The sequence below is a fragment of the Pantoea sp. WMus005 genome, assembly GCF_013415305.1.
Lineage (GTDB): Bacteria > Pseudomonadota > Gammaproteobacteria > Enterobacterales > Enterobacteriaceae > Pantoea > Pantoea rara.
This window is the reverse complement of sequence record NZ_JACBXU010000001.1, coordinates 1,401,102-1,419,961: the sequence shown is the minus strand read 5'-3', so window position 1 is coordinate 1,419,961 and position 18,860 is coordinate 1,401,102. Positions and strand designations below refer to the sequence as shown.

Sequence of the window (18,860 nt, the reverse complement as noted above, 5' to 3'; positions counted from 1 at the left end):
ATATGTCGCGCGGAGAATTATGTTATATCTCTGATGTGATCATTATTGTTAAAAATGACAGGGTTGTTATGGTTAAATTTTTATCATTAATAGCATTTTCATTGCCTCTGACCGTGTTAGCCAATAACGCATGCCACATGTTGAGTGATGCTGCCATCGTAAAAGGTGTTCGTTTCGACAATACAGATAATGTCTACAAGGTTGGCGGGTCAGGACGGCTGCAGTTTTATTCTGCGCCTGATAGCCGCTGTGTAGAGAAAGATGTTTTTGTGGTGCCTGGCAATGAATTATATGCTTACGTCGAGTATGGGAAGTATTACAGCGTAATGTATGTGGCCAATGACGGAAACCAGGTTAATGGCTGGGTCGAAAAATTCCGATTAGTTGAAACACATACTGGTATCGCCCCCGATTATGATGAAAATAAATAGTTAATTCCTCTGCCGTTAATAACATCCCGTTTTTACTTCCCCCATATGGATATCTATTATGAATTACCAATTCAATGAGGGCGCCTTTGCGCTTTTTCCTGCTGCCTGGCAGGACACCACCATGAATATTCTCCGCGACGAAGCCAGTGGACTGGCATGGGTTGTCAGCCGTGGTGTTATTTCTGAGGGCAGTGATGCGGAAAAAGAATTCCAGCGTCAGTGGGACACGTTGCGGAGTCAGATGGGTCACATCCAGCAGAGTGAATTTGTACACGTGATGGCGGGTGTGGATAACACCTTACACGCAACTGAAGTGGAAACTATGTTTGACCGTAACGGGCAGGCGGTGTGGCAGAAACAGCTGGCTACGCAGGTGCCTGACTCGAACACCTTAATGATTTTTACGCTCTCCGCGATGCGCCCATTCAATGAAGAAGACGGACAGCGCTGGAGTGCTTTTAAACAAAGCCTGACTCTGAACACGCCACGGAAAGCATAACCTATGGATAACCCTGCGGCCCGCGTGGGCGATGAGATCATTCACTCCAGCATTTTTGCTGATATCACCAGCATTGTGGCGGAAGGTGCGGCGTATGCCGTCATTGGTGCCGCGGTTGGTGCTGCTATCGTCTCGGCAGCACCCCTGCTGGGTACAGGGGCGGCAGCGGCGAGTGTAGCTGCCGTGGGTAACAGTTGCCTGCTCAGCGGTATTCTTGGCGGTATACTGGCCAATGCCGTGGGTCTGTCACAGGAGATCAGCAAAGCGGCCGATGGGCTGGGAAACATGATATTCCCGCCGTCACCCGCCGGTGTGATCGCCAGCGGATCAGAGAATGTGCACATTAATGGTCTTTTAGCCGTGCGCGCGGCCGGGATGCTCACGCCCGGCGAGACACCGCCACCGGAACCACAATCACCGAAGAGCTTCGCGGATTATGGCGGCATGCTGCTCTCTGCGGTGGGTCAGTTTGGCAGTGCAATGTGGCAACCTACGGTCGCCTCCGCCGATGCGGGTACCTCTCCGCTGGAGCAGGACAAAGTGGCCTGTGAAAAACACAGTGCACCGCAATATCTGGCTCAGGGATCGAAAAGTGTCTTTATCAATGGCCAGCCTGCGGTGCGCGCAAAGGATAAAACCACCTGTGATGCCACCGTGAGTGACGATGTGTCCCCCAATGTCATCATTGGTGGTGAAACCGTCACGGTCAGAGAGATCAAAAGTGGCAAGGTGCCAGGCCTGGCCGTGATGATGATCGGCCTTTCCCTCCTTCGTGGTCGCCCTGGTCAGATCCTCAAAAACATGCCCTGCGCGCTGGCCGGTGCCGTGGGCGGTATGGCAGCGGACATGGCCATCAACGCGGCTTTCTCGTCGCTGTTCCCGGTTCATGCGGCGACCGGCGTCAAAGTTCTGAATGATGATGCCGAGCGCGATTTTTCCCTTCCCGGACGTTTCCCGCTTAGTTTTCAGCGCAGCTATAACAGCCTGACTCAGCGTGCTGGCCTGTTTGGTCAGGGCTGGGCGACGGTGTTTGACAGTTACCTGACGCTGGAAGGGGATCGGGCGACCTGGTTTGATGACAACGGGCGCGAGCTGAGCTTTGACGTTCCTGGTGAAAAAGAGGTGTTCTACAGCATCAGCGAAGGGTTGATAGTGCGGCGCAACGAGTCAGGCGATATCGCCATTGCCGATGACGACGGTGCGGTATGGCGTCTATACCGACGCACGGCCGCTGATCCGCAGGTGCTGCGTCTGGCTTCACTCAGCGATGAGTACGGTAATGCGCTGGAGATGGGCTGGGATGAACAGGCTCGTCTGGTGCGTATTCATGACGCGCCGCTGGCGATTGACGTTACGCTGCACTACGACGACAAACAGCACGCGCGGCGCCCGACATCAGCCAGCCATTTTGATGGCGATCAGCACTGGTCTCTGGCGCGCTGGACATACACTGAGCAGGGCCAGCTTGCCAGCGTTACTGATGCCGCTGGCGTTGTGTCGCGGCGTTTCCGGTACAACGACGACGGGTTAATGGTCTGGCATCAGCTGCCCGGCGGGCTGGAAAGCGAATATCGCTGGCAGAAGCTGGATCACTGGCGCGTAGTTGAGAACCGCACCAATACCGGTGACGGCTGCCACATGCATTACGATCTCGAGGCGGGCATCACGCGGGTGTCGACCTATGACGGTCAGCAGCGCGAACATCACTGGAATGCTGCGGGCCTCATCACCTGTTTTATCGACGAGCGGGGCGAGAAGTGGCGTTATGAGTGGGATGAAAACGAACTCCTGACGCGCCGCATCGATCCGCTGGGCAACGCGGTGAGTTTCACCTATGACGATCTGGGCAACCGCGTTGAAGAGAAAGATGCTGACGGCGGTGTACAGGCGGTGCAATGGCTGTCACACCGTTCGCTGCCCACGTTTGTTGCCGGAGCAGACGGTTCCACCACGAAATACTATTACGATCCCCATCACGGCCTTGAACGCGTTGTTGATGCGCTCGGGCAAAGCACGATCTATAAGCGGGACGAATCTGGGCTGGTTGTCGAGGAGATCGACGCAGCGGGTAACAGCTACCGCCGGGAGTTTAACGACGCCGGCCAGGTTATCCGTGAAACCGACTGTTCAGGACTGACCACGCGCTACCGTTATCATCCGCTGGGCTGGCTCAGCTCAGTCACCGCGCCGGATGGTGAAGAAACCCGTTATCACTATGACGCAGCAGGCCGTCCTCTTCAGCTGGAACGCGCAGAGGGATGGGAAGAGCGGTTGCACTGGAGTGAGAACGGACTGCCGCTGGGCTATGAGTCGGCTGATGGCAAACGCAGTGAATTCCGTTACGACAACGTCGGGCGACTGATCGCCAGCCGCAATGCGCAGGGCGAGACGGTTCAGCGACGCTGGGACAGCCGTGGCCGGTTGACGGCGCTGCAAAACGAAAACGGTGAGCAGTACCAGTTCGAGTGGGGTGCGGATTCTCTATTGCTGGCTCAGGTCGGGCTGGATGGCGTTGCGACGCGATACGACTATGACGCGGCGGGCCGCACGGTATCACGTACCTTTGCCGCTGGGCATCCTCAGTCCATCACCCATCGCTACCACTGGAGCCGAGCGGGACAACTGCTGGCGCGGACCACGACGGAAGGCCAGACGCGCTATCACTACAGCGGTGGCGGTCAGCTGGGTAAAGTGTCGCAGCATCTGCCGCTTTCAGACACCGAGTGGAGCCAGCAGGCCGAGCAGGAGATCACCTTTAAATATGATGCACTGGGCCGCATCGTTGCTGAACAGGGAGAGCAGGGCGAACTGGCATGGGATTATGACGCGCTGGGTAACTGCACAGCCTTAACCCTGCCGGATGGTCGCAATCTCAAGCAGCTTTACTACGGCAGCGGTCATTTACTGAGCATCGCGTTAGACAACCTGCCGGTCACCGAGTTTACCCGTGACACGCTGCACCGGGAACTGAGCCGGACGCAGGGCGGCCTGACCATGCGCAGTGAGTATGATCGGTTAGGCAGGCTGCGCCGCCGTGACGTGTTCAGGGGAGACGCGCAGCGTCCTGCGCCGCGCGTCTGGTCCCGTCGCCGCGACTTCGATTACGGCAACAACCTGATCCGCGAAGAGCGCGACGATAATCCGTTCAGCCAGACATTATGGAACTACGATAACGCCGGCCGGCTGTTGTCACAGGACGGCGCACAGCCGGGCAATGAGCAGTGGCGCTGGGATGGCGCAGGCAACCCGCTGGATCGCCATAGTGCCGCGCACGTGATGCATAACCGTGTCACAGAACTGAACGGTATCCGCTGGCAATATGATATTCATGGCCGTACCACTGAGAAAGATGACGGGCATACCCGCTGGCGATATCGCTACGATGGTGAGCATCGCCTGACGGACGTCATCAGTGAGCCGCGGGACCGTAATAAGCCGCGCACTAAGGTGAGTTTCCGCTACGATCCGCTTGGGCGCCGCATCAGTAAAACCAGCCAGCCGCTGTTACAGGGAAGATCGTCGGGCAACGCCGTCACGACGCGCTTTGTGTGGGAAGGTTACCGCCTGCTGCAGGAAATCCACGACGGTATTCCGCTGACCTACGTTTACAGCGACAGCCAGAGCTATGAACCGCTGGCCCGTATTGATGGCGTGGAAAGTCCGGAGATTTACTGGTTCCATAATGCGGCCAACGGGATGCCGGAGCTGCTGACTGACGGTGAAGGGCAAAAAGCCTGGGAAGGGATCAACAGCCCGTGGGGCAAGCTGCTGCGTGAATCCAGCCAGCGGATGCCGGTCGTTCAGCAGAACCTGCGTATGCAGGGCCAGTACCTGGACCGGGAAACCGGACTGCACTACAATCTGTTTCGGTATTATGACCCGGACAGCGGACGGTTCACCCAGCAGGACCCGATAGGGCTGGCGGGCGGGATCAACCTTTACCAGTATGCCCCGAATGCGTTAGGGTGGGTGGATCCGTGGGGTTTGAGTAGGTGTAAAAACGAATGGAATGATTTCCAGAAAAAGTCGAATAACAAACAATTCACTTCAAGGAAACAAGCATCCCAAGCATATGCTTTATGGAAAAAACAAGACTGGGCGGCATTAGAACAATTTATGGGTGAAGGTGCCTGGCCTCCTAACCGCGGTTTTGTAAAAGCCACAAAAACAACTCTTGAACCCGGCACATTAGTGGATAGGTACGGTGGTTGGGTTGATGAAAAAGGGTTCCATGATGGTGGTAGCTTTATTTCTCCTGTAGGCTCTTCATTTGAGGGCAGAGCTCTACAATCAAGTACGCTAAATAAACCCTATTCGGTTTATGAAGTAATTAAACCATTGCCAGTTGATACTGGGCCAGCTATTCCTTGGTTTGGACAGCCGGGTTATGGAACTCAACATGAGACCTTTTTTAACATTGATAAATTAGTCGAAAATGGCTTTTTGAGGAAGGTATGAAAATAGTTAATTATCAGAAAGAAAGTAGATTAATTCATGATGGTTTTGAAGATGCTTTCTTGAAGAACAATAAGGAAATAAAATGTCCTTGCTGTGATGGTATAATTTATTTTGGATTATACAACTCAGAAGATTTAGATGTGTTTGATGAAAGAAAAAGAAAAAATATAGTCGGTGGTATTAAAGGACTGAAATTGATTGAAGGCGAAATTAAAGAATATAGATATAAAAATAGCCCACTGAGAGTCTTGAAAACAAAATGCTCAAATGGGCTGCACAACATATTAGTTGTTTTTACTTACAAGGAAATACAACCTGCTCGATATGAATCTTATCTTGTAGGTTTGTTTGATGATGAAAGCTTTAAAGATTAGTGTTATGACATTTGGGTTTAGTTAGGATCTGATGATTTCTTTAAATGATATTTTTTATAATATAGAATATTTTTCTTGACAAGTAAGGTTTAGCAGCATAAATAAAATTACGACCGAGCTGAGGGGTATCCGCTGGCGCTACAGTTACGATGGTGAGCATCGTCTTACGGATGTCATCAGCGAGCCGCGTGACCGTAATAAGCCGCGCACTAAGGTGAGTTTCCGCTACGATCCGCTTGGGCGCCGCATCAGTAAAACCAGCCAGCCGCTGTTACAGGGAAGATCGTCGGGCAACGCCGTCACGACGCGCTTTGTGTGGGAAGGTTACCGCCTGCTGCAGGAAATCCACGACGGTATTCCGCTGACCTACGTTTACAGCGACAGCCAGAGCTATGAACCGCTGGCCCGTATTGATGGCGTGGAAAGTCCGGAGATTTACTGGTTCCATAATGCGGCCAACGGGATGCCGGAGCTGCTGACCGACAGGGAAGGGCAAAAGGCCTGGGAAGGGATTAACAGCCCGTGGGGCAAGCTGCTGCGCGAGTCCAGCCAGCGTGTTCCTGTGGTGGAGCAGAACCTGCGTATGCAGGGCCAGTACCTGGACCGGGAAACCGGACTGCACTACAATCTGTTTCGTTATTATGATCCGGACAGCGGACGGTTTACTCAGCAGGACCCGATAGGGCTGGCGGGCGGGATCAACCTTTACCAGTATGCGCCGAATGCGCTGGGTTGGGTGGATCCGTGGGGGTTGATGAAGTGTAAGAACCCTGCGAAAGAAGCGACGAAGTGGCAGGGGCCAAGTAATAAAGATTATCCTGGCATCGATGTTTATGAGAATACGGTTATAAAAAAAGGGACGATTCTTTATGCTCTTCATCCTAATGGAGACCGGTTACCTGCTTATACAGTAAGCCATCCTACAGTCAGACAGTATAAAGGTGATCCACTTGGTTATCATAAAGCTTTGCAAGTTATGCTAGACCCAGCCTTTACAATGCGTTCAAAGGTGAGAGCTTACTACGTTACCGAAGATATACATGTAGCCAGAGGACGTGCTGAAGCTAATGCTCAGTATGGTCGAGGAGGAGGGCTACAGTTTTATATACCGGAAGAGGCTCGGCTTAAACTGAAACCTGGAAAAGTAATTGATATATGAAAAAAATGATTTTAGAAGAGAATGGTGCTTTGCTTGTGGATGGAAGTAAAATAGAACTTTCTTCTTACGAACAATTTATTAATTCTTCGTTTTTTAAATCTTCTGATGACCTTATAACTGTAGGTGAGTATTATTTTTCAGCAAAAAATGTCATATGGCATAATGAACCGTTCCATGTACAATTTAGGCCCGCTATTTTTTCTGTTAATAAGAGCGTGTTCCTAATCAGTAAAACTGGTGAGTTTTATAAAAATATTAACGATTGGGAAAAAAGAGCAAATGTAAACGTTTTAATTTCTGAAGAGAAAAGATTGTATGAGTGGATGATGGAAAAGTATCCAAGTAATTATAGGGGTGAATTAAAAGATCCTCCATATGGTCATGTTTGGGGGTTTTCATGGGGTGAGATAACGGTACAGTCTAATGAAAAATCATTTACGTGCGGGATATATATTGAGTGGATATAAATTTAAAACTAACCAACCTGTCATTATATTAATATGTTGTGCTGCTGCAGAAAATTATAATGAAGGTTGTTAATATTCAACTATTAACATTGGTAAGTATTATTACTGTCTGCAGGCACTGCGATATTGAAGGCCGAACAGTTGATAAATATGATGGACATACCTACTACCTACATTGCTACCATGGTGAGCGTCGCCTAAAGAAATTTATTTATTCTTCCAATTGATCTTAAAACTTTTCCGATGAAGTGTAGCTAGGTTGTTATATTTTCTTAGTGAAGGGTTTATTAGAATAACTATTTATCTCTTTTAATTAAAAATAACGTTTTTAGCTTATTTTATGGTTATCGATATGTAATCTGTTGCGGTAATGACCGGCTCTCTATTCCGATTTTCAATGTTTAAAAACTCTATCTTCATATGTTCGAACTTATAAGGAGATAAAATGAACCTGCCAGGAATGAATCCCGAAAATAACTTACCGGGTTATGACATCGCGAGAATGACCGGTTATGGGGCACCTGATTTTGATTTCAAAGCGCTGGGTGCAGCAATGGATTGTACCCGGGAGTTTTATCAGGCTGGCATTATCTATGCAGATGGCGCGCAGCGTTATCTTGTCCGGCCTGGTCAGCGTCATCCTAATGGTCAAAGTGGTATCGTCACACATCTTATTGTGACCAAAACGCCTAAGCAAGCCACCGCGTCTGATACGGGCAAGTCACTGAGTGAAGCAGTCAGCGCGACCTCAATGGGCACGGAGATTGCCTCGACCGTGCTTTCCTGTGGTGCAATGATTATCACCGCTGGCGTGGCGGTTATCGGTGCTTCAGCAACGCCTATAACGGCTGGCAGTAGCGGCGTGCTTGTTGCTATTGGTTATGCTGGCGCTGCCGCAACTGGCGTGCAGTGTATTAACGGTATTTACCGGGTTTATGATCTCGTCGAAAACGCGGGTGAAAACGTTGCGTGGCTGGACTCTCAGGAGTGGTACGTTGCCACTTCAACGTCTCTTGACCTTATTTCACTTGCCAGTGTGGGCGGTGCATTAAAAGAAGCTCTGGCAACATGGCGAGCGATGAAATCGGTCTCTTCTTTAAAAGCCACGGAGTGGCTCAGGAACTATCCAAGGCAGGACCGGGCGCGCCTTACTGAATTAATCATTAAGGCGCAAAACCCGGGTATAACTAATAAAGAGCTTAAAGCCGCCATCCGTGCAGGACTCTATCCAAAACGTTTTCCTGTAGAACCGGTGCAAAAAGAACTTGTTAAGCAACTCGCACAGGTCGTCACGAGCGCAGCGGCTGTGGCTGGCAGTGCTGTCAGTGGTATCATTGCTGCTCCAGGTAACGTGCCGCGCACCGGACGCTACATCGTGGGAACAATCCAGTCACTGGCGGTAATTTAATGCAATTTTTATCATGGCTTGTAGGGCGCAATATCACTGAACTCCTGCAACAGGGGCGCGAAATAGATCAGGCAATCGCACGGCAGGATGATTCCATACTTGCCCGTTCCACTTCAGAGCTTGAACGCTATTTTAAACAGCCTTCTGAATCGCTGCCCCGGCAAAACGGCTTCCCGGTTGCAATAGTGCTGATGCTGCTGCTGGTTGCATTTGCATTTAATCTGCTGACATTTCTGCACGCGTTACCTCCTCTGAGTCCACAGATACATGCGTTGAGTTTTTTTGTTCCCTCAATTGTTGTTATTGGCGCGATGCTTACGGCCAGTTACCTGCTTGCGCGGGGCCATACAGCGGGCGTGGCGGGACTGGCATACGTCTGTGCAATGTTGCTTATATCGACTGTTTTACTCCTGAGCTACAGAGTTGTTACGGCTAGCCACTCGGGCCTGTGGCTGATTCTGGCACTCGCTGCTTTGGTGGGGGCTCGCTGGGTACTGAATGGGAAGGGTTTTGTCCTGTTTGCCATTTACTGCCGGACACAACGCCTTGCCAGCGTCGCCCGGCAGCGTCGCATGAAATAACCCCTACGGATCTGTAATGCTGTTATCGCGGAATACCCATTCCGCGACTCTCTTCTATTTTTCTCTCAACACAATCTTTTTCCTATGACCCACCCCTTGCTTGAACCCATTCCCTGTGCCAAACCCCCTGAAAAATCCACCCATCATCACTATTCCCTCTGACTATAACCTGCCGTTATACCCTCCTGCTAAACAAGCATTCGTCACCTTTCTGAACGCATGAAATAGTGGTTTCAGAACCTGATCTTTTGGCTGAAACGAGAGACACCATGCTAATCCCACAACCCTATTTACTCTTTCTTGGCGATGTTACCGATCCCCTCGCGGCAAAAACGGCGCGCGGCGTTCATATCTGGCGGCCGGAGCAGTGCGTTGGCGAAATTAAACTGCCGGGCTGCACGGTCAGTCTGGGTCTGGATGAACTGGATATTCCCGGCGCTATAGCACGTGGCGCGAAAACGCTGGTACTGGGTACGGCGAATGCAGGCGGCTATCTGCCAGCGCACTGGCTGGAAACGGTGAAAAGCGCCATCCAGGCAGGCATGAATGTGGCCAGTGGTCTGCACCATCGGCTGGTGGATGAGCCTGAACTGGTGACGCTTGCGCAGGCTTCTGGCGTTGAGCTGTTTGACCTGCGTCATATGCGTCCAGCGCTTAATGTTGGCAGCGGTAAGAAGCGTTCAGGTAAGCGGATACTGACGGTGGGTACGGACTGCTCAGTGGGCAAGATGTACACCTCACTGGCGCTGGAAGCGGCGATGCGTGCGCGTGGCATGAAAGCCGATTTTCGTGCCACGGGGCAGACCGGCATTCTGGTCGCAGGGGAGGGCATCGCTGTGGATGCGGTTATCGCTGATTTTATTGCCGGTGCCGCAGAAGCGCTGTCACCGGCAAATGACGAGGACCACTGGGACATCGTTGAAGGTCAGGGCTCGCTGTTCCATCCCTCCTATGCGGGCGTGAGTATGGGGCTGATGCACGGTGCCCAACCGCACTGGCTGGTGATGTGTCACGAAATGGGACGTCCTCATATGCGTCATTTGCCACACCAGCCCATGGTCAGCCTGCAGGCGTGCGTTGAAGCCAATCTGCGTGCCGCCCAGGTGACCAGTGAGTCCGTTCAGCTGGCTGGCTTTGCTATCAACACCTCCAATTACAGTGAAGAAGAGGCGCTGGCTTATTGCGCCGAAATCAGCGCTGAGTTCGGCTTACCGGCCACGGATCCGGTGCGTTTTGGTATTGATGAGATCGCCGCACTGCTTCAGGAGCGTGGCTGAAATGCGACAGTTGCAGATTGAGGTGGTGGAGCTGCCGCTGGCCCGCCCCTTTGCTATTGCACGCGGTACCCGAACCGCCGCGACGGTCATCCGGGTCACGCTGGAGCAGGAAGGGTTCATTGGGCAGGGCGAATGTACCCCGACGGCGCGTTACGATGAGTCGCCGGATGGCGTTCAGGCCATGCTCGAAGCCGTTCGTGCTGACGTGGAGTCGGGCCTGAGCCGTCATGATCTGCAACAGCGGTTACCCGCCGGTTCAGCGCGCAATGTGCTGGACTGTGCGCTGTGGCGACTTGATGCCGCCCGGGCGAATCAGACGCTGTGGCAAATGAGTTCGTGCTCTCAGCCTGAGTCAGTCATTACGGCAGAAACCCTTAGCCTGGATACGCAGGAAAATATGGCTCTCGCAGCGGCGGATGCCGTGTCACGGGGCGCCATCCTGCTCAAAATTAAGCTCGACCGCAGTGAGATTCTGGAAAAAGTGGCGGCGATTCGTGCAGCGGCACCACATGCCACGCTCATTATCGACGCCAATGAAGCCTGGTCGGGGCTGGAACTGGAAAGCCTGCTGGTGGCACTGAAGGCCTTCAATATTGCGATGGTTGAGCAACCCCTTCCCGCCAGACAGGATCATGACCTGCAACGTTTTAAGCATCCCATACCGGTCTGTGCCGATGAAAGCTGCCATACGCGGGCGGATATTGCCGGATTACGCGATCGTTACGACATGATCAACATCAAGCTGGATAAGTGCGGTGGCCTGACGGAAGCGCTGGCGATGGCGGATGAAGCCCGGGCGCTGAATATGCGCATCATGGTCGGTTGCATGCTGGGCTCGTCACTGGCCATGGAAGCGGCATTGCCCGTCGCGGTTAACGCAGAGTTCGTCGATCTGGATGGCCCCATCTGGCTTGCCGCCGACAGTTCTCCTTTTTTGAGCTACTCCGAAGGCCGCATCTGGCTATAACTCTGCGAGGCGACGATGACGGACACAGAACGTACTTCCCCTGCAACCCGAGCTGCCTTGCCATCCCCCGTGCTGGCGATTCAGGATCTTAGCGTCTCATTCCATGGGCGCAGCGGTGAAAATCAGGCACTCAAAGGCATCAGTTTTGCCATTCATCCGGGTGAAATTGTCGCTGTCGTGGGCGAAAGCGGCTCCGGTAAATCGGTCACGTCACTGGCTGTGATGGGCCTGCTGGCAAATAACGGCCATGTCGATCGCGGCAGTATGCAGTTTTGCGACCGGAGCGGAAACGTGCATGCGTTAGAAACGCTGGATGACGCTCAGCGCCGCACACTGCGTGGCCGTGAAATGGCGATGATCTTTCAGGAGCCCATGACGTCGCTGAATCCGGTGCTGCGCGTTGATGATCAGCTTACGGAGGCATTACGCGATCATCATCTGTGTGACAAAAAGCAGGCCCATGCGCGCGTGCGTGAACTGCTGCGACAGGTGCGGATCGCCGATGTGGATCGCGTTATGAAAAGCTATCCGCACTCGCTGTCAGGCGGCATGCGGCAGCGTGTGATGATTGCGCAGGCCCTTGCCTGTGATCCGCAACTCCTGATTGCTGATGAGCCGACCACGGCGCTGGATGTCACCGTGCAGGCGCGCATTCTTCATATTCTGCGTGACCTGCAACGCGAGAAACAGATGGCGGTGCTGTTTATCACCCATGATATGGGCGTGGTAGCGGAAATCGCCGATCGCGTGGTGGTCATGCTGCGTGGCGAAGTGGTCGAGCAGGGAACCGTGTCTGAGATTTTTGCCGCCCCGCAGCACGCTTATACCCAGGCGTTACTGGCGGCAGTGCCAAAACTCGGCGATATGCGGGAACACGCGTGGCCGCAACGCTTTCCTCTGCCGGGTGCGCGCGAGGCTGTGCAAAGCGAACAGCAAACCGCTCGCTATGACGTTGCGCCACTGCTGGATGTGCGTGGGTTGAAAGTCTATTACCCGATCCGCAGCGGCATCTTATCGGGCCTTACGCATCATGTGCATGCGGTGGAGCAGATTGATTTCAGTCTGTGGCCGGGTGAAACCCTGGCCATCGTGGGTGAAAGCGGCTGCGGCAAATCGACCACCGGACGGGCGCTGATGCGCCTCATCAACAGTGACGCTGAAAGTATTCACTTTGAAGGAAAGGAAATATCCGATCTGAAAGAGGCGGCGTTCCAGCCGCTGCGCCGTGAAATCCAGATGGTGTTTCAGGATCCCTATGCCTCACTGAATCCCCGCCTGACCGTGGGGTTCACCATTGCCGAGCCGTTACTGTTACATGGCATGGTCTCTTCTCTGGAACAGGCTACCCCACAGATTGATGCGCTGCTGAAGAGCGTCGGTCTCCTGCCAGAGCACGCGCGTCGTTATCCGCACGAATTTTCAGGCGGTCAGCGTCAGCGTATTGCCATTGCCCGCGCTATGGCGCTGAAACCGAAAGTGATTATTGCGGATGAAGCGGTATCGGCCCTGGATGTCTCAATTCAGGCTCAGGTGGTGAACCTGATGATGGACCTGCAGCAGCAAACGGGCGTGGCATGGATTTTCATCTCTCACGATATGGCGGTCGTCGAGCGTATTGCGAATCGCGTCGCGGTGATGTACCTCGGCCAGATTGTGGAGTTGGGTCCGCGCCAGTCGGTCTTTAATCAGCCGCAACATCCTTATACCCAGCGTCTGCTGGCCTCCGTGCCGGTCGCTGATCCCGAGAACCGTCAGCCCCGTCTTTTCGACGACAGCGAAATTCCCTCGCCGTTGCGTAAGGTGGGCGAAACGGTCACTAAACCCCGTTATCGCCAGGTTGCGCCCCATCACTGGGTCGCTGATGGCATTGCATTGTAATTATCCTCAACGACCAGGAGAATCTATGAAAACGCTGTTTCGCCGTACTTCGCTAGCCCTCGCATTGACGACGACGCTGGTCATGACTGCGCAGGCACAGGATCTGCGCATTTCAATGTATGCCGATATCACGGGGCTGGATCCACATGACACCTCGGATAATGTCAGCTACTCGGTGCAGAGCGGCATCTTTGAACGCCTGTTCCAGTTTGATCCTCAGATGAAACTGCAGCCCTGGCTGGCGACAGGGTATACCGCCAATGACAGTGCCACCGAATTTACGCTGACGCTGCGCAAAGGTGTTACTTTCCAGGACGGTACCCCGTTTGATGCCGATGCCGTCAAAGCGAACCTTGATCGTCTGGCAGATCAGAAAAAAGGGCTGAAACGTAATAGCCTCTACAAAATGATCGATAAGGTCACGGTGCTGGCACCCGACCAGGTAAAAATCGATCTGAATCAGTCGTTCGGAGCCTTTATCAACACGCTGGCGCATCCTTCGGCGGTGATGTGGAGTCCATCCATTCTTAAGCAATACCCGGACGAAGCGCAGTTGCGACTGCATCCGGTCGGTACCGGTCCGTTTAAATTTGTTAACTGGACACCGGGCAAAGCGGTCACGCTGGCTAAGTATGACGGTTACTGGCAGAAGGGATGGCCTAAAGTTGACCATGTCATCTTCTCGCCGAGTCCGGAAGATGCGACACGCGTCGCCGCATTAAAATCGGGGCAGGTGGATGCCATCTGGCCACTGCCTTCAGACCTGATCGCCGCCGTAAAACAGGACAGCCATCTCTCCATTCAGCGCGATCCGAGCATTTATCTCTATTACATGGCGATCAACACGCAGCACAAGCCGCTGGACGATGTTCGGGTGCGTCAGGCCATCAACTATGCGATTGACCGTAATCTGTGGCTGAAAGTGGCGTTTGCCGGTCTGGGTAAACCGGCCACATCCGCTATACCGGAAGGCGTACAGTTCTATCAGAAACAGGGCGATCCTGAGTACAGTTATGCGCCGGACAAGGCCAAAGCGTTGCTGAAAGCGGCGGGCTATCCGAATGGTCTGGATCTTAAGCTCTGGGTGACCAATGCCACGGCCAGCGTCCGTGCCGCTCAGGTGCTGAAAGCACAACTGGCCACGGCAGGCATTCGGGCCACGGTGACGCCGATGGATTCCGGCACGCGCAACGCTAAGTTGTGGGGTGTACAGGACCCGAAAAAGGCGGAGTTTGACCTCTATTATGGCGGCTGGTCGACCTCAACAGGCGATGCCGACTGGGCGCTGCGTCCGCTGTTTGCCACCGAATCCTGGGTGCCGACCTCCTATAACGTCTCCTACTTCAGCAACCCTGACGCAGACAAAGCGATCGCAGCCGGGCTGGCGACGGCCGATCCGGCAAAGCGCGGCATTGCCTATGCACAGGCGCAAAAAGTGTTATGGAAAGAAGCACCGGTGGCGTTCCTTGGCACGCCAGACAATCTGGTGGGCAAGCGCAACACCCTGAGCGGCGTTTCGATGCTGCCTGATGGCAATTTCCTGTTCACTCAGGCGTCCTTTAAATAAGACGGTTTCTTCTCTCGTCACCACTCCTGAACGGGTCGGGGACGTGAGGAGGCCAGTCACACCTCATTTGAGGGAATGGCATGTTTGCATACATCATTCGCCGATTACTGGAGATGATCCCGGTTTTGCTGGTGGTCTCGTTGCTGGTATTCGGTTTTATCAAGCTCATGCCGGGCGACCCGGCGCGCGCTTATGCCGGACCGGATGCCCCCATCGAGGCCATCGAGGCGGCGCGTCAGCATCTCGGGCTTAACGATCCGCTGCCGCAGCAGTATCTCCACTGGATCGGCAGCCTGTTACAGGGCGATCTGGGCATCACCTATCGCACTCAGCAACCGGTGCGGGAGGTGATCCGACAGGGCTTTATGCCGACGCTGTGGCTCGCCTTAGCGGGTTTTACCTGGTCCGTTATTCTCGGGTTGTTATTCGGCGTGATGGCGGCCCTGAAACGGGGACGATGGCAGGACTGGACGCTGATGAGCGTGGCGGTAGCCGGCATTTCGATGCCCGCCTTCTGGCTGGGACTGTTGCTTATTCAGTTCGTCGCGATGCCTTTTGGGCTGTTCTCGGTCAGCGGCTTTAACCAGGCCAGCGATATTGTCCTGCCCGCCATTACGCTGGGTTCGTCGGTGGCGGCGGTCATGGCGCGCTTTACCCGTTCGGCTTTCCTGGAGGTGGCGCAGGAAGATTACGTGCGTACCGCCAAAGCCAAAGGGCTGCGTAACCGCCTGGTGACGTGGAAACATGTGATGCGCAATGCGCTCATTCCGGTGATTACCATGCTGGGTCTGCAGTTCGGTTTTCTGCTGGGCGGATCCATCGTGGTGGAGAGTGTTTTCAACTGGCCAGGGTTAGGCTGGTTATTGATAGAGTCGATCAAAGCGCAGGATCAGCCGGTAATTCAGGCGCTGGTGATGCTGTTCGTGTTTGAATTTATTGTGATTAATCTGCTGGTCGATCTGCTTTACGCGGTGGTCAATCCGGCCATTCGTCTGCGACAGGAGCCGAAATGAGTAGTCAATCGCTGACTGACAACCCGCCTCAGATTATTCGTTCGCCGTGGTGTGATTTCCTGCATGCCTTTGTGCGTAACCCGCTGGCACTGGTCTCAGGTGGCTTTGTGCTGTTATTGATTGTGGTGGCGGTCTTTGCGCCCTGGCTGGCGCCCTGGGATCCTATGGCGCCGGACTGGATGGCGTTATCGTCACCGCCAACGGCGGCACACTGGATGGGGACCGACGAACTGGGGCGCGACCTGCTCAGTCGCATTATCTATGGCGCGCGTATCTCGCTCTATATCGGCGTGCTGTCGGTGACGATCGGTATGCTGGTCGGAGTCATGCTCGGATTACTGGCGGGCTATTACGGCGGTTGGGTTGATATGTTGATCATGCGCGGTGCCGACGTCTTATTCGCGTTTCCCGGCATGTTGCTGGCCATTGCGGTGGTGGCGCTGCTGGGGACGGGCCTGAACAATGTCATTATCGCGGTCGCGGTATTCAGTGTGCCGGTATTTGCCCGCATCGTGCGGGCGTCGACGCTCTCTCTGAAGCAGGCGGCCTATGTTGAAGCCGTTCGCTGTGCCGGTGCGCCAGACCGCGTGATTATTCTGCGGCATATTCTGCCCGGCACGCTCTCCAGCGTGATTGTCTACTTCACCATGCGCATTGGTACCAGTATTCTGACCGCGGCGGGCCTGAGTTTTATCGGACTGGGTCCGGAACCGGACGTGCCGGAATGGGGCAATATTCTGGCGATGAGTCGCAGCATGATGATGGCCGGATCCTGGCACATGAGCGTATTTCCTGGGCTGGCGATCTTTATCACCGTGCTGGCATTCAATCTGCTTGGCGACGCGTTGCGTGACACGCTCGATCCCAAACTCAAGGGCTGACGATGGATTATCAACAATTGCAGCGTGACCTGCTGCTGGATCGCTGGCGTGACCTGCGTCAGCTTGGGCAGCCGCGAAGCGCCTGCGGACCCACTAATCGCATCAGCGATGTTGCGGGCGTGCGTGTCGGACACTACACACTGAATGAAGGCGAAAAGCAGACTGGCGTCACCGCCGTCGTACCGCCGGGCGACAATCTGTTTCTCACGCCGCTGCCGTGTGGGGCTGAAGTGCTGAACGGCTTTGCGAAACCCGTCGGACTGGTTCAGATAGAGGAACTTGGCGTGCTTCAGACGCCGATTCTGCTCAGTAACACGCTGGCGGTTGGCACGCTGTTTACCGCGCTGGTGCGGGATGCCATTCGTCGTAACCCCGAACTGGGACGAACGTTGCCCACGGTCAACCCGCTGGTGCTGGAGTGCAACGACGGCTGGCTGAATGATATCCAGGCGCTGGCCATCAGTGAGGAGATGGCTAAGGCGGCGCTGCTGACGGCCTCCGCCGACTTCTCGCGTGGCAGCGTCGGCGCAGGACGTGGGATGAGCTGTTTCAGCCTGAAAGGGGGCATCGGAACCGCCTCACGGGTTATTCCTTCACTCAACGCCACGCTTGGCGTGCTGGTACTGGCCAATTTCGGCGCGCTGGAGGCATTAACGCTCGATGGCGTCCGGGCCGGCGGGATGATTGCGCCGCTGCTGGCCGGTGAGACGCCGCAGCGTGATGCCGGTTCTGTCATCATCATCATGGCAACGGATGCCCCGCTGGACGCACGTCAGCTAAAGCGCATCGCGAAGCGAGCCGGTGCCGGTCTGGGACGGCTGGGCAGTTACTGGGGCCATGGCTCGGGCGATATTGCGGTGGCGTTTTCAACGCAACCGCAACCGCTGCCGCCACCGGACGACTCGCTGGAGCCACTGCTTGCTGCCGCGGCAGATGCAACAGAACAGGCTGTACTGGATGCCTTGTTGAGCGCAGAGGCTGTTACCGGCTTTCGCGGTCATCATCGCCCCTCACTGACTCAGATTCTGGATAGATTAACCTCATGAAAATTTTTATTTCGGCCGACATTGAAGGTATCGCGGGAGTCATGCGCCCGGAGCAATGTACACCCGGCCACCCGGAACATCAGCTGGCCCGTGGTCTGATGGAGCAGGAGGTGAATGCCGCGATTGAAGGCGCTTTCGCCGGCGGGGCAACGGAAGTGGTGGTTGCAGACAGCCATGCGCAGATGACCAATTTGCGTGCGGAAAATATCGATCCCCGCGCCCGACTGGTGCAGGGAAAACCCCGCTGCCTGTCGATGGTGGAGGGGATAGAACAGCAGACGTTCGACGGGCTATTTCTGGTGGGATTTCACAGCGCAGCAGGTGAGTCCGGCGTCCTGGCGCATACCATTAATGGTCGGGCATTCTGGCGTATCCATATCAATGGTCTGGTGATGGGCGAAACCGATATTTATGCGGCCGCCGCGGCTGAACACGGCACGCCATTGCTGCTGGTCACCGGCGACGATCAGTTACAGAACTGGATAGCGAAACATTACTCAGCGGTCGATTACGTCTGTGTAAAACGCGCCATTTCGCATACCTGCGCGGAATCGATCAGCCCTGAAGCGGCCCAGCGTGCGATCGCAGCCGCAGCAAGCGCCGCACTGCAGCATCGCCCTCAGGTGAGCACAACCCGGCTGACAGCCCCTTACGCTATGCAGCTTCAGGCCACGAAACCGGTGCTGGCCGATCTGTTCAGTCTCATCCCCGGCGTCACGCGCCTGGATGCCGTTACCGTGGCGTATCAGGCGGAGAAGATGGAGACGTTAATCAGCTTACTCAGTGCATTCTCCTATCTGGCGAGTACGCAGTCGTAGCGACATTATTCCGGAGCTGCACCGGTTTGCGGTACA

At 54.5% G+C, this 18,860-nt stretch carries 15 protein-coding genes and 1 pseudogene; all 16 read left to right on the top strand.

Annotated elements, in window-relative coordinates; all coding sequences use genetic code 11:
* The first annotated feature begins 2 nt into the window (after window positions 1-2).
* The 16 genes and pseudogenes from HZZ01_RS06395 (at window position 3) to HZZ01_RS06320 (ending at window position 18,824) form a co-directional block, all read left to right on the top strand.
* A complete protein-coding gene (locus tag HZZ01_RS06395; RefSeq protein WP_255434128.1) occupies window positions 3-431 on the top strand; it encodes a hypothetical protein in 429 nt (142 codons plus the stop codon).
* Window positions 432-489: 58 nt separating this feature from the next.
* The gene (locus HZZ01_RS06390; RefSeq protein WP_179895972.1) at window positions 490-930 is read left to right on the top strand and encodes a DcrB-related protein; all 441 of its coding nucleotides are present in this window, start codon (window positions 490-492) and stop codon (window positions 928-930) included.
* Window positions 931-933: 3 nt separating this feature from the next.
* Window positions 934-5,388: a glycohydrolase toxin TNT-related protein gene (locus tag HZZ01_RS06385; protein WP_179895971.1), complete on the top strand. Its 4,455-nt coding sequence runs from the start codon at window positions 934-936 to the stop codon at window positions 5,386-5,388.
* Window positions 5,385-5,762, top strand: a complete 378-nt coding sequence (locus HZZ01_RS06380; protein WP_179895970.1) for a hypothetical protein — start codon at window positions 5,385-5,387, stop codon at window positions 5,760-5,762. Before HZZ01_RS06385 ends, HZZ01_RS06380 begins: the two co-directional genes overlap by 4 nt.
* Before the next feature lie 130 nt (window positions 5,763-5,892).
* Window positions 5,893-6,921: pseudogene (locus HZZ01_RS06375) on the top strand (RHS repeat domain-containing protein); the annotation flags it as partial.
* Window positions 6,918-7,388, top strand: coding sequence for a hypothetical protein (locus tag HZZ01_RS06370; RefSeq protein WP_179895969.1), 471 nt, complete (start codon window positions 6,918-6,920; stop codon window positions 7,386-7,388). The pseudogene HZZ01_RS06375 and the gene HZZ01_RS06370, both read left to right, overlap by 4 nt.
* A 445-nt stretch (window positions 7,389-7,833) precedes the next feature.
* Window positions 7,834-8,796 (top strand): hypothetical protein, encoded by a 963-nt coding sequence (locus HZZ01_RS06365; protein WP_179895968.1) that lies wholly within the window; start codon window positions 7,834-7,836, stop codon window positions 8,794-8,796.
* Window positions 8,796-9,377 carry a hypothetical protein gene (locus HZZ01_RS06360; RefSeq protein ID WP_179895967.1) on the top strand — a complete coding sequence of 194 codons (582 nt, stop codon included), beginning with the start codon at window positions 8,796-8,798 and terminating at the stop codon, window positions 9,375-9,377. Before HZZ01_RS06365 ends, HZZ01_RS06360 begins: the two co-directional genes overlap by 1 nt.
* A gap of 269 nt (window positions 9,378-9,646) precedes the next feature.
* Window positions 9,647-10,654, top strand: a complete 1,008-nt coding sequence (dgcN, locus tag HZZ01_RS06355) for an N-acetyltransferase DgcN (RefSeq protein WP_179895966.1) — start codon at window positions 9,647-9,649, stop codon at window positions 10,652-10,654.
* A gap of 1 nt (window position 10,655) precedes the next feature.
* Window positions 10,656-11,621: an N-acetyl-D-Glu racemase DgcA gene (gene dgcA / locus HZZ01_RS06350; protein ID WP_179895965.1), complete on the top strand. Its 966-nt coding sequence runs from the start codon at window positions 10,656-10,658 to the stop codon at window positions 11,619-11,621.
* A gap of 15 nt (window positions 11,622-11,636) precedes the next feature.
* Window positions 11,637-13,499, top strand: coding sequence for an ABC transporter ATP-binding protein (locus tag HZZ01_RS06345; protein ID WP_179895964.1), 1,863 nt, complete (start codon window positions 11,637-11,639; stop codon window positions 13,497-13,499).
* Between the two features lie 25 nt (window positions 13,500-13,524).
* Window positions 13,525-15,066, top strand: coding sequence for a glutathione ABC transporter substrate-binding protein (locus HZZ01_RS06340; protein ID WP_179895963.1), 1,542 nt, complete (start codon window positions 13,525-13,527; stop codon window positions 15,064-15,066).
* A gap of 80 nt (window positions 15,067-15,146) precedes the next feature.
* Window positions 15,147-16,079: an ABC transporter permease gene (locus HZZ01_RS06335; RefSeq protein ID WP_179895962.1), complete on the top strand. Its 933-nt coding sequence runs from the start codon at window positions 15,147-15,149 to the stop codon at window positions 16,077-16,079.
* Window positions 16,076-16,960, top strand: a complete 885-nt coding sequence (locus tag HZZ01_RS06330; RefSeq protein WP_179895961.1) for an ABC transporter permease subunit — start codon at window positions 16,076-16,078, stop codon at window positions 16,958-16,960. The genes HZZ01_RS06335 and HZZ01_RS06330 overlap by 4 nt, the downstream gene beginning before the upstream one ends.
* A 2-nt stretch (window positions 16,961-16,962) precedes the next feature.
* Entirely contained in the window at window positions 16,963-18,006 is a 1,044-nt protein-coding gene (locus HZZ01_RS06325; protein ID WP_179895960.1) for a P1 family peptidase, read from the top strand.
* The gene (locus HZZ01_RS06320; protein ID WP_179895959.1) at window positions 18,003-18,824 is read left to right on the top strand and encodes a M55 family metallopeptidase; all 822 of its coding nucleotides are present in this window, start codon (window positions 18,003-18,005) and stop codon (window positions 18,822-18,824) included. Before HZZ01_RS06325 ends, HZZ01_RS06320 begins: the two co-directional genes overlap by 4 nt.
* The last annotated feature ends 36 nt before the right edge of the window (window positions 18,825-18,860 follow it).

Coding starts and splice junctions, on each gene's coding strand:
- HZZ01_RS06395 (WP_255434128.1), top strand. CDS start 3: ATGTCGCGCGGAGAATTATGTTATATCTCTGATGTGATCATTATTGTT.
- HZZ01_RS06390 (WP_179895972.1), top strand. CDS start 490: ATGAATTACCAATTCAATGAGGGCGCCTTTGCGCTTTTTCCTGCTGCC.
- HZZ01_RS06385 (WP_179895971.1), top strand. CDS start 934: ATGGATAACCCTGCGGCCCGCGTGGGCGATGAGATCATTCACTCCAGC.
- HZZ01_RS06380 (WP_179895970.1), top strand. CDS start 5,385: ATGAAAATAGTTAATTATCAGAAAGAAAGTAGATTAATTCATGATGGT.
- HZZ01_RS06370 (WP_179895969.1), top strand. CDS start 6,918: ATGAAAAAAATGATTTTAGAAGAGAATGGTGCTTTGCTTGTGGATGGA.
- HZZ01_RS06365 (WP_179895968.1), top strand. CDS start 7,834: ATGAACCTGCCAGGAATGAATCCCGAAAATAACTTACCGGGTTATGAC.
- HZZ01_RS06360 (WP_179895967.1), top strand. CDS start 8,796: ATGCAATTTTTATCATGGCTTGTAGGGCGCAATATCACTGAACTCCTG.
- dgcN (WP_179895966.1), top strand. CDS start 9,647: ATGCTAATCCCACAACCCTATTTACTCTTTCTTGGCGATGTTACCGAT.
- dgcA (WP_179895965.1), top strand. CDS start 10,656: ATGCGACAGTTGCAGATTGAGGTGGTGGAGCTGCCGCTGGCCCGCCCC.
- HZZ01_RS06345 (WP_179895964.1), top strand. CDS start 11,637: ATGACGGACACAGAACGTACTTCCCCTGCAACCCGAGCTGCCTTGCCA.
- HZZ01_RS06340 (WP_179895963.1), top strand. CDS start 13,525: ATGAAAACGCTGTTTCGCCGTACTTCGCTAGCCCTCGCATTGACGACG.
- HZZ01_RS06335 (WP_179895962.1), top strand. CDS start 15,147: ATGTTTGCATACATCATTCGCCGATTACTGGAGATGATCCCGGTTTTG.
- HZZ01_RS06330 (WP_179895961.1), top strand. CDS start 16,076: ATGAGTAGTCAATCGCTGACTGACAACCCGCCTCAGATTATTCGTTCG.
- HZZ01_RS06325 (WP_179895960.1), top strand. CDS start 16,963: ATGGATTATCAACAATTGCAGCGTGACCTGCTGCTGGATCGCTGGCGT.
- HZZ01_RS06320 (WP_179895959.1), top strand. CDS start 18,003: ATGAAAATTTTTATTTCGGCCGACATTGAAGGTATCGCGGGAGTCATG.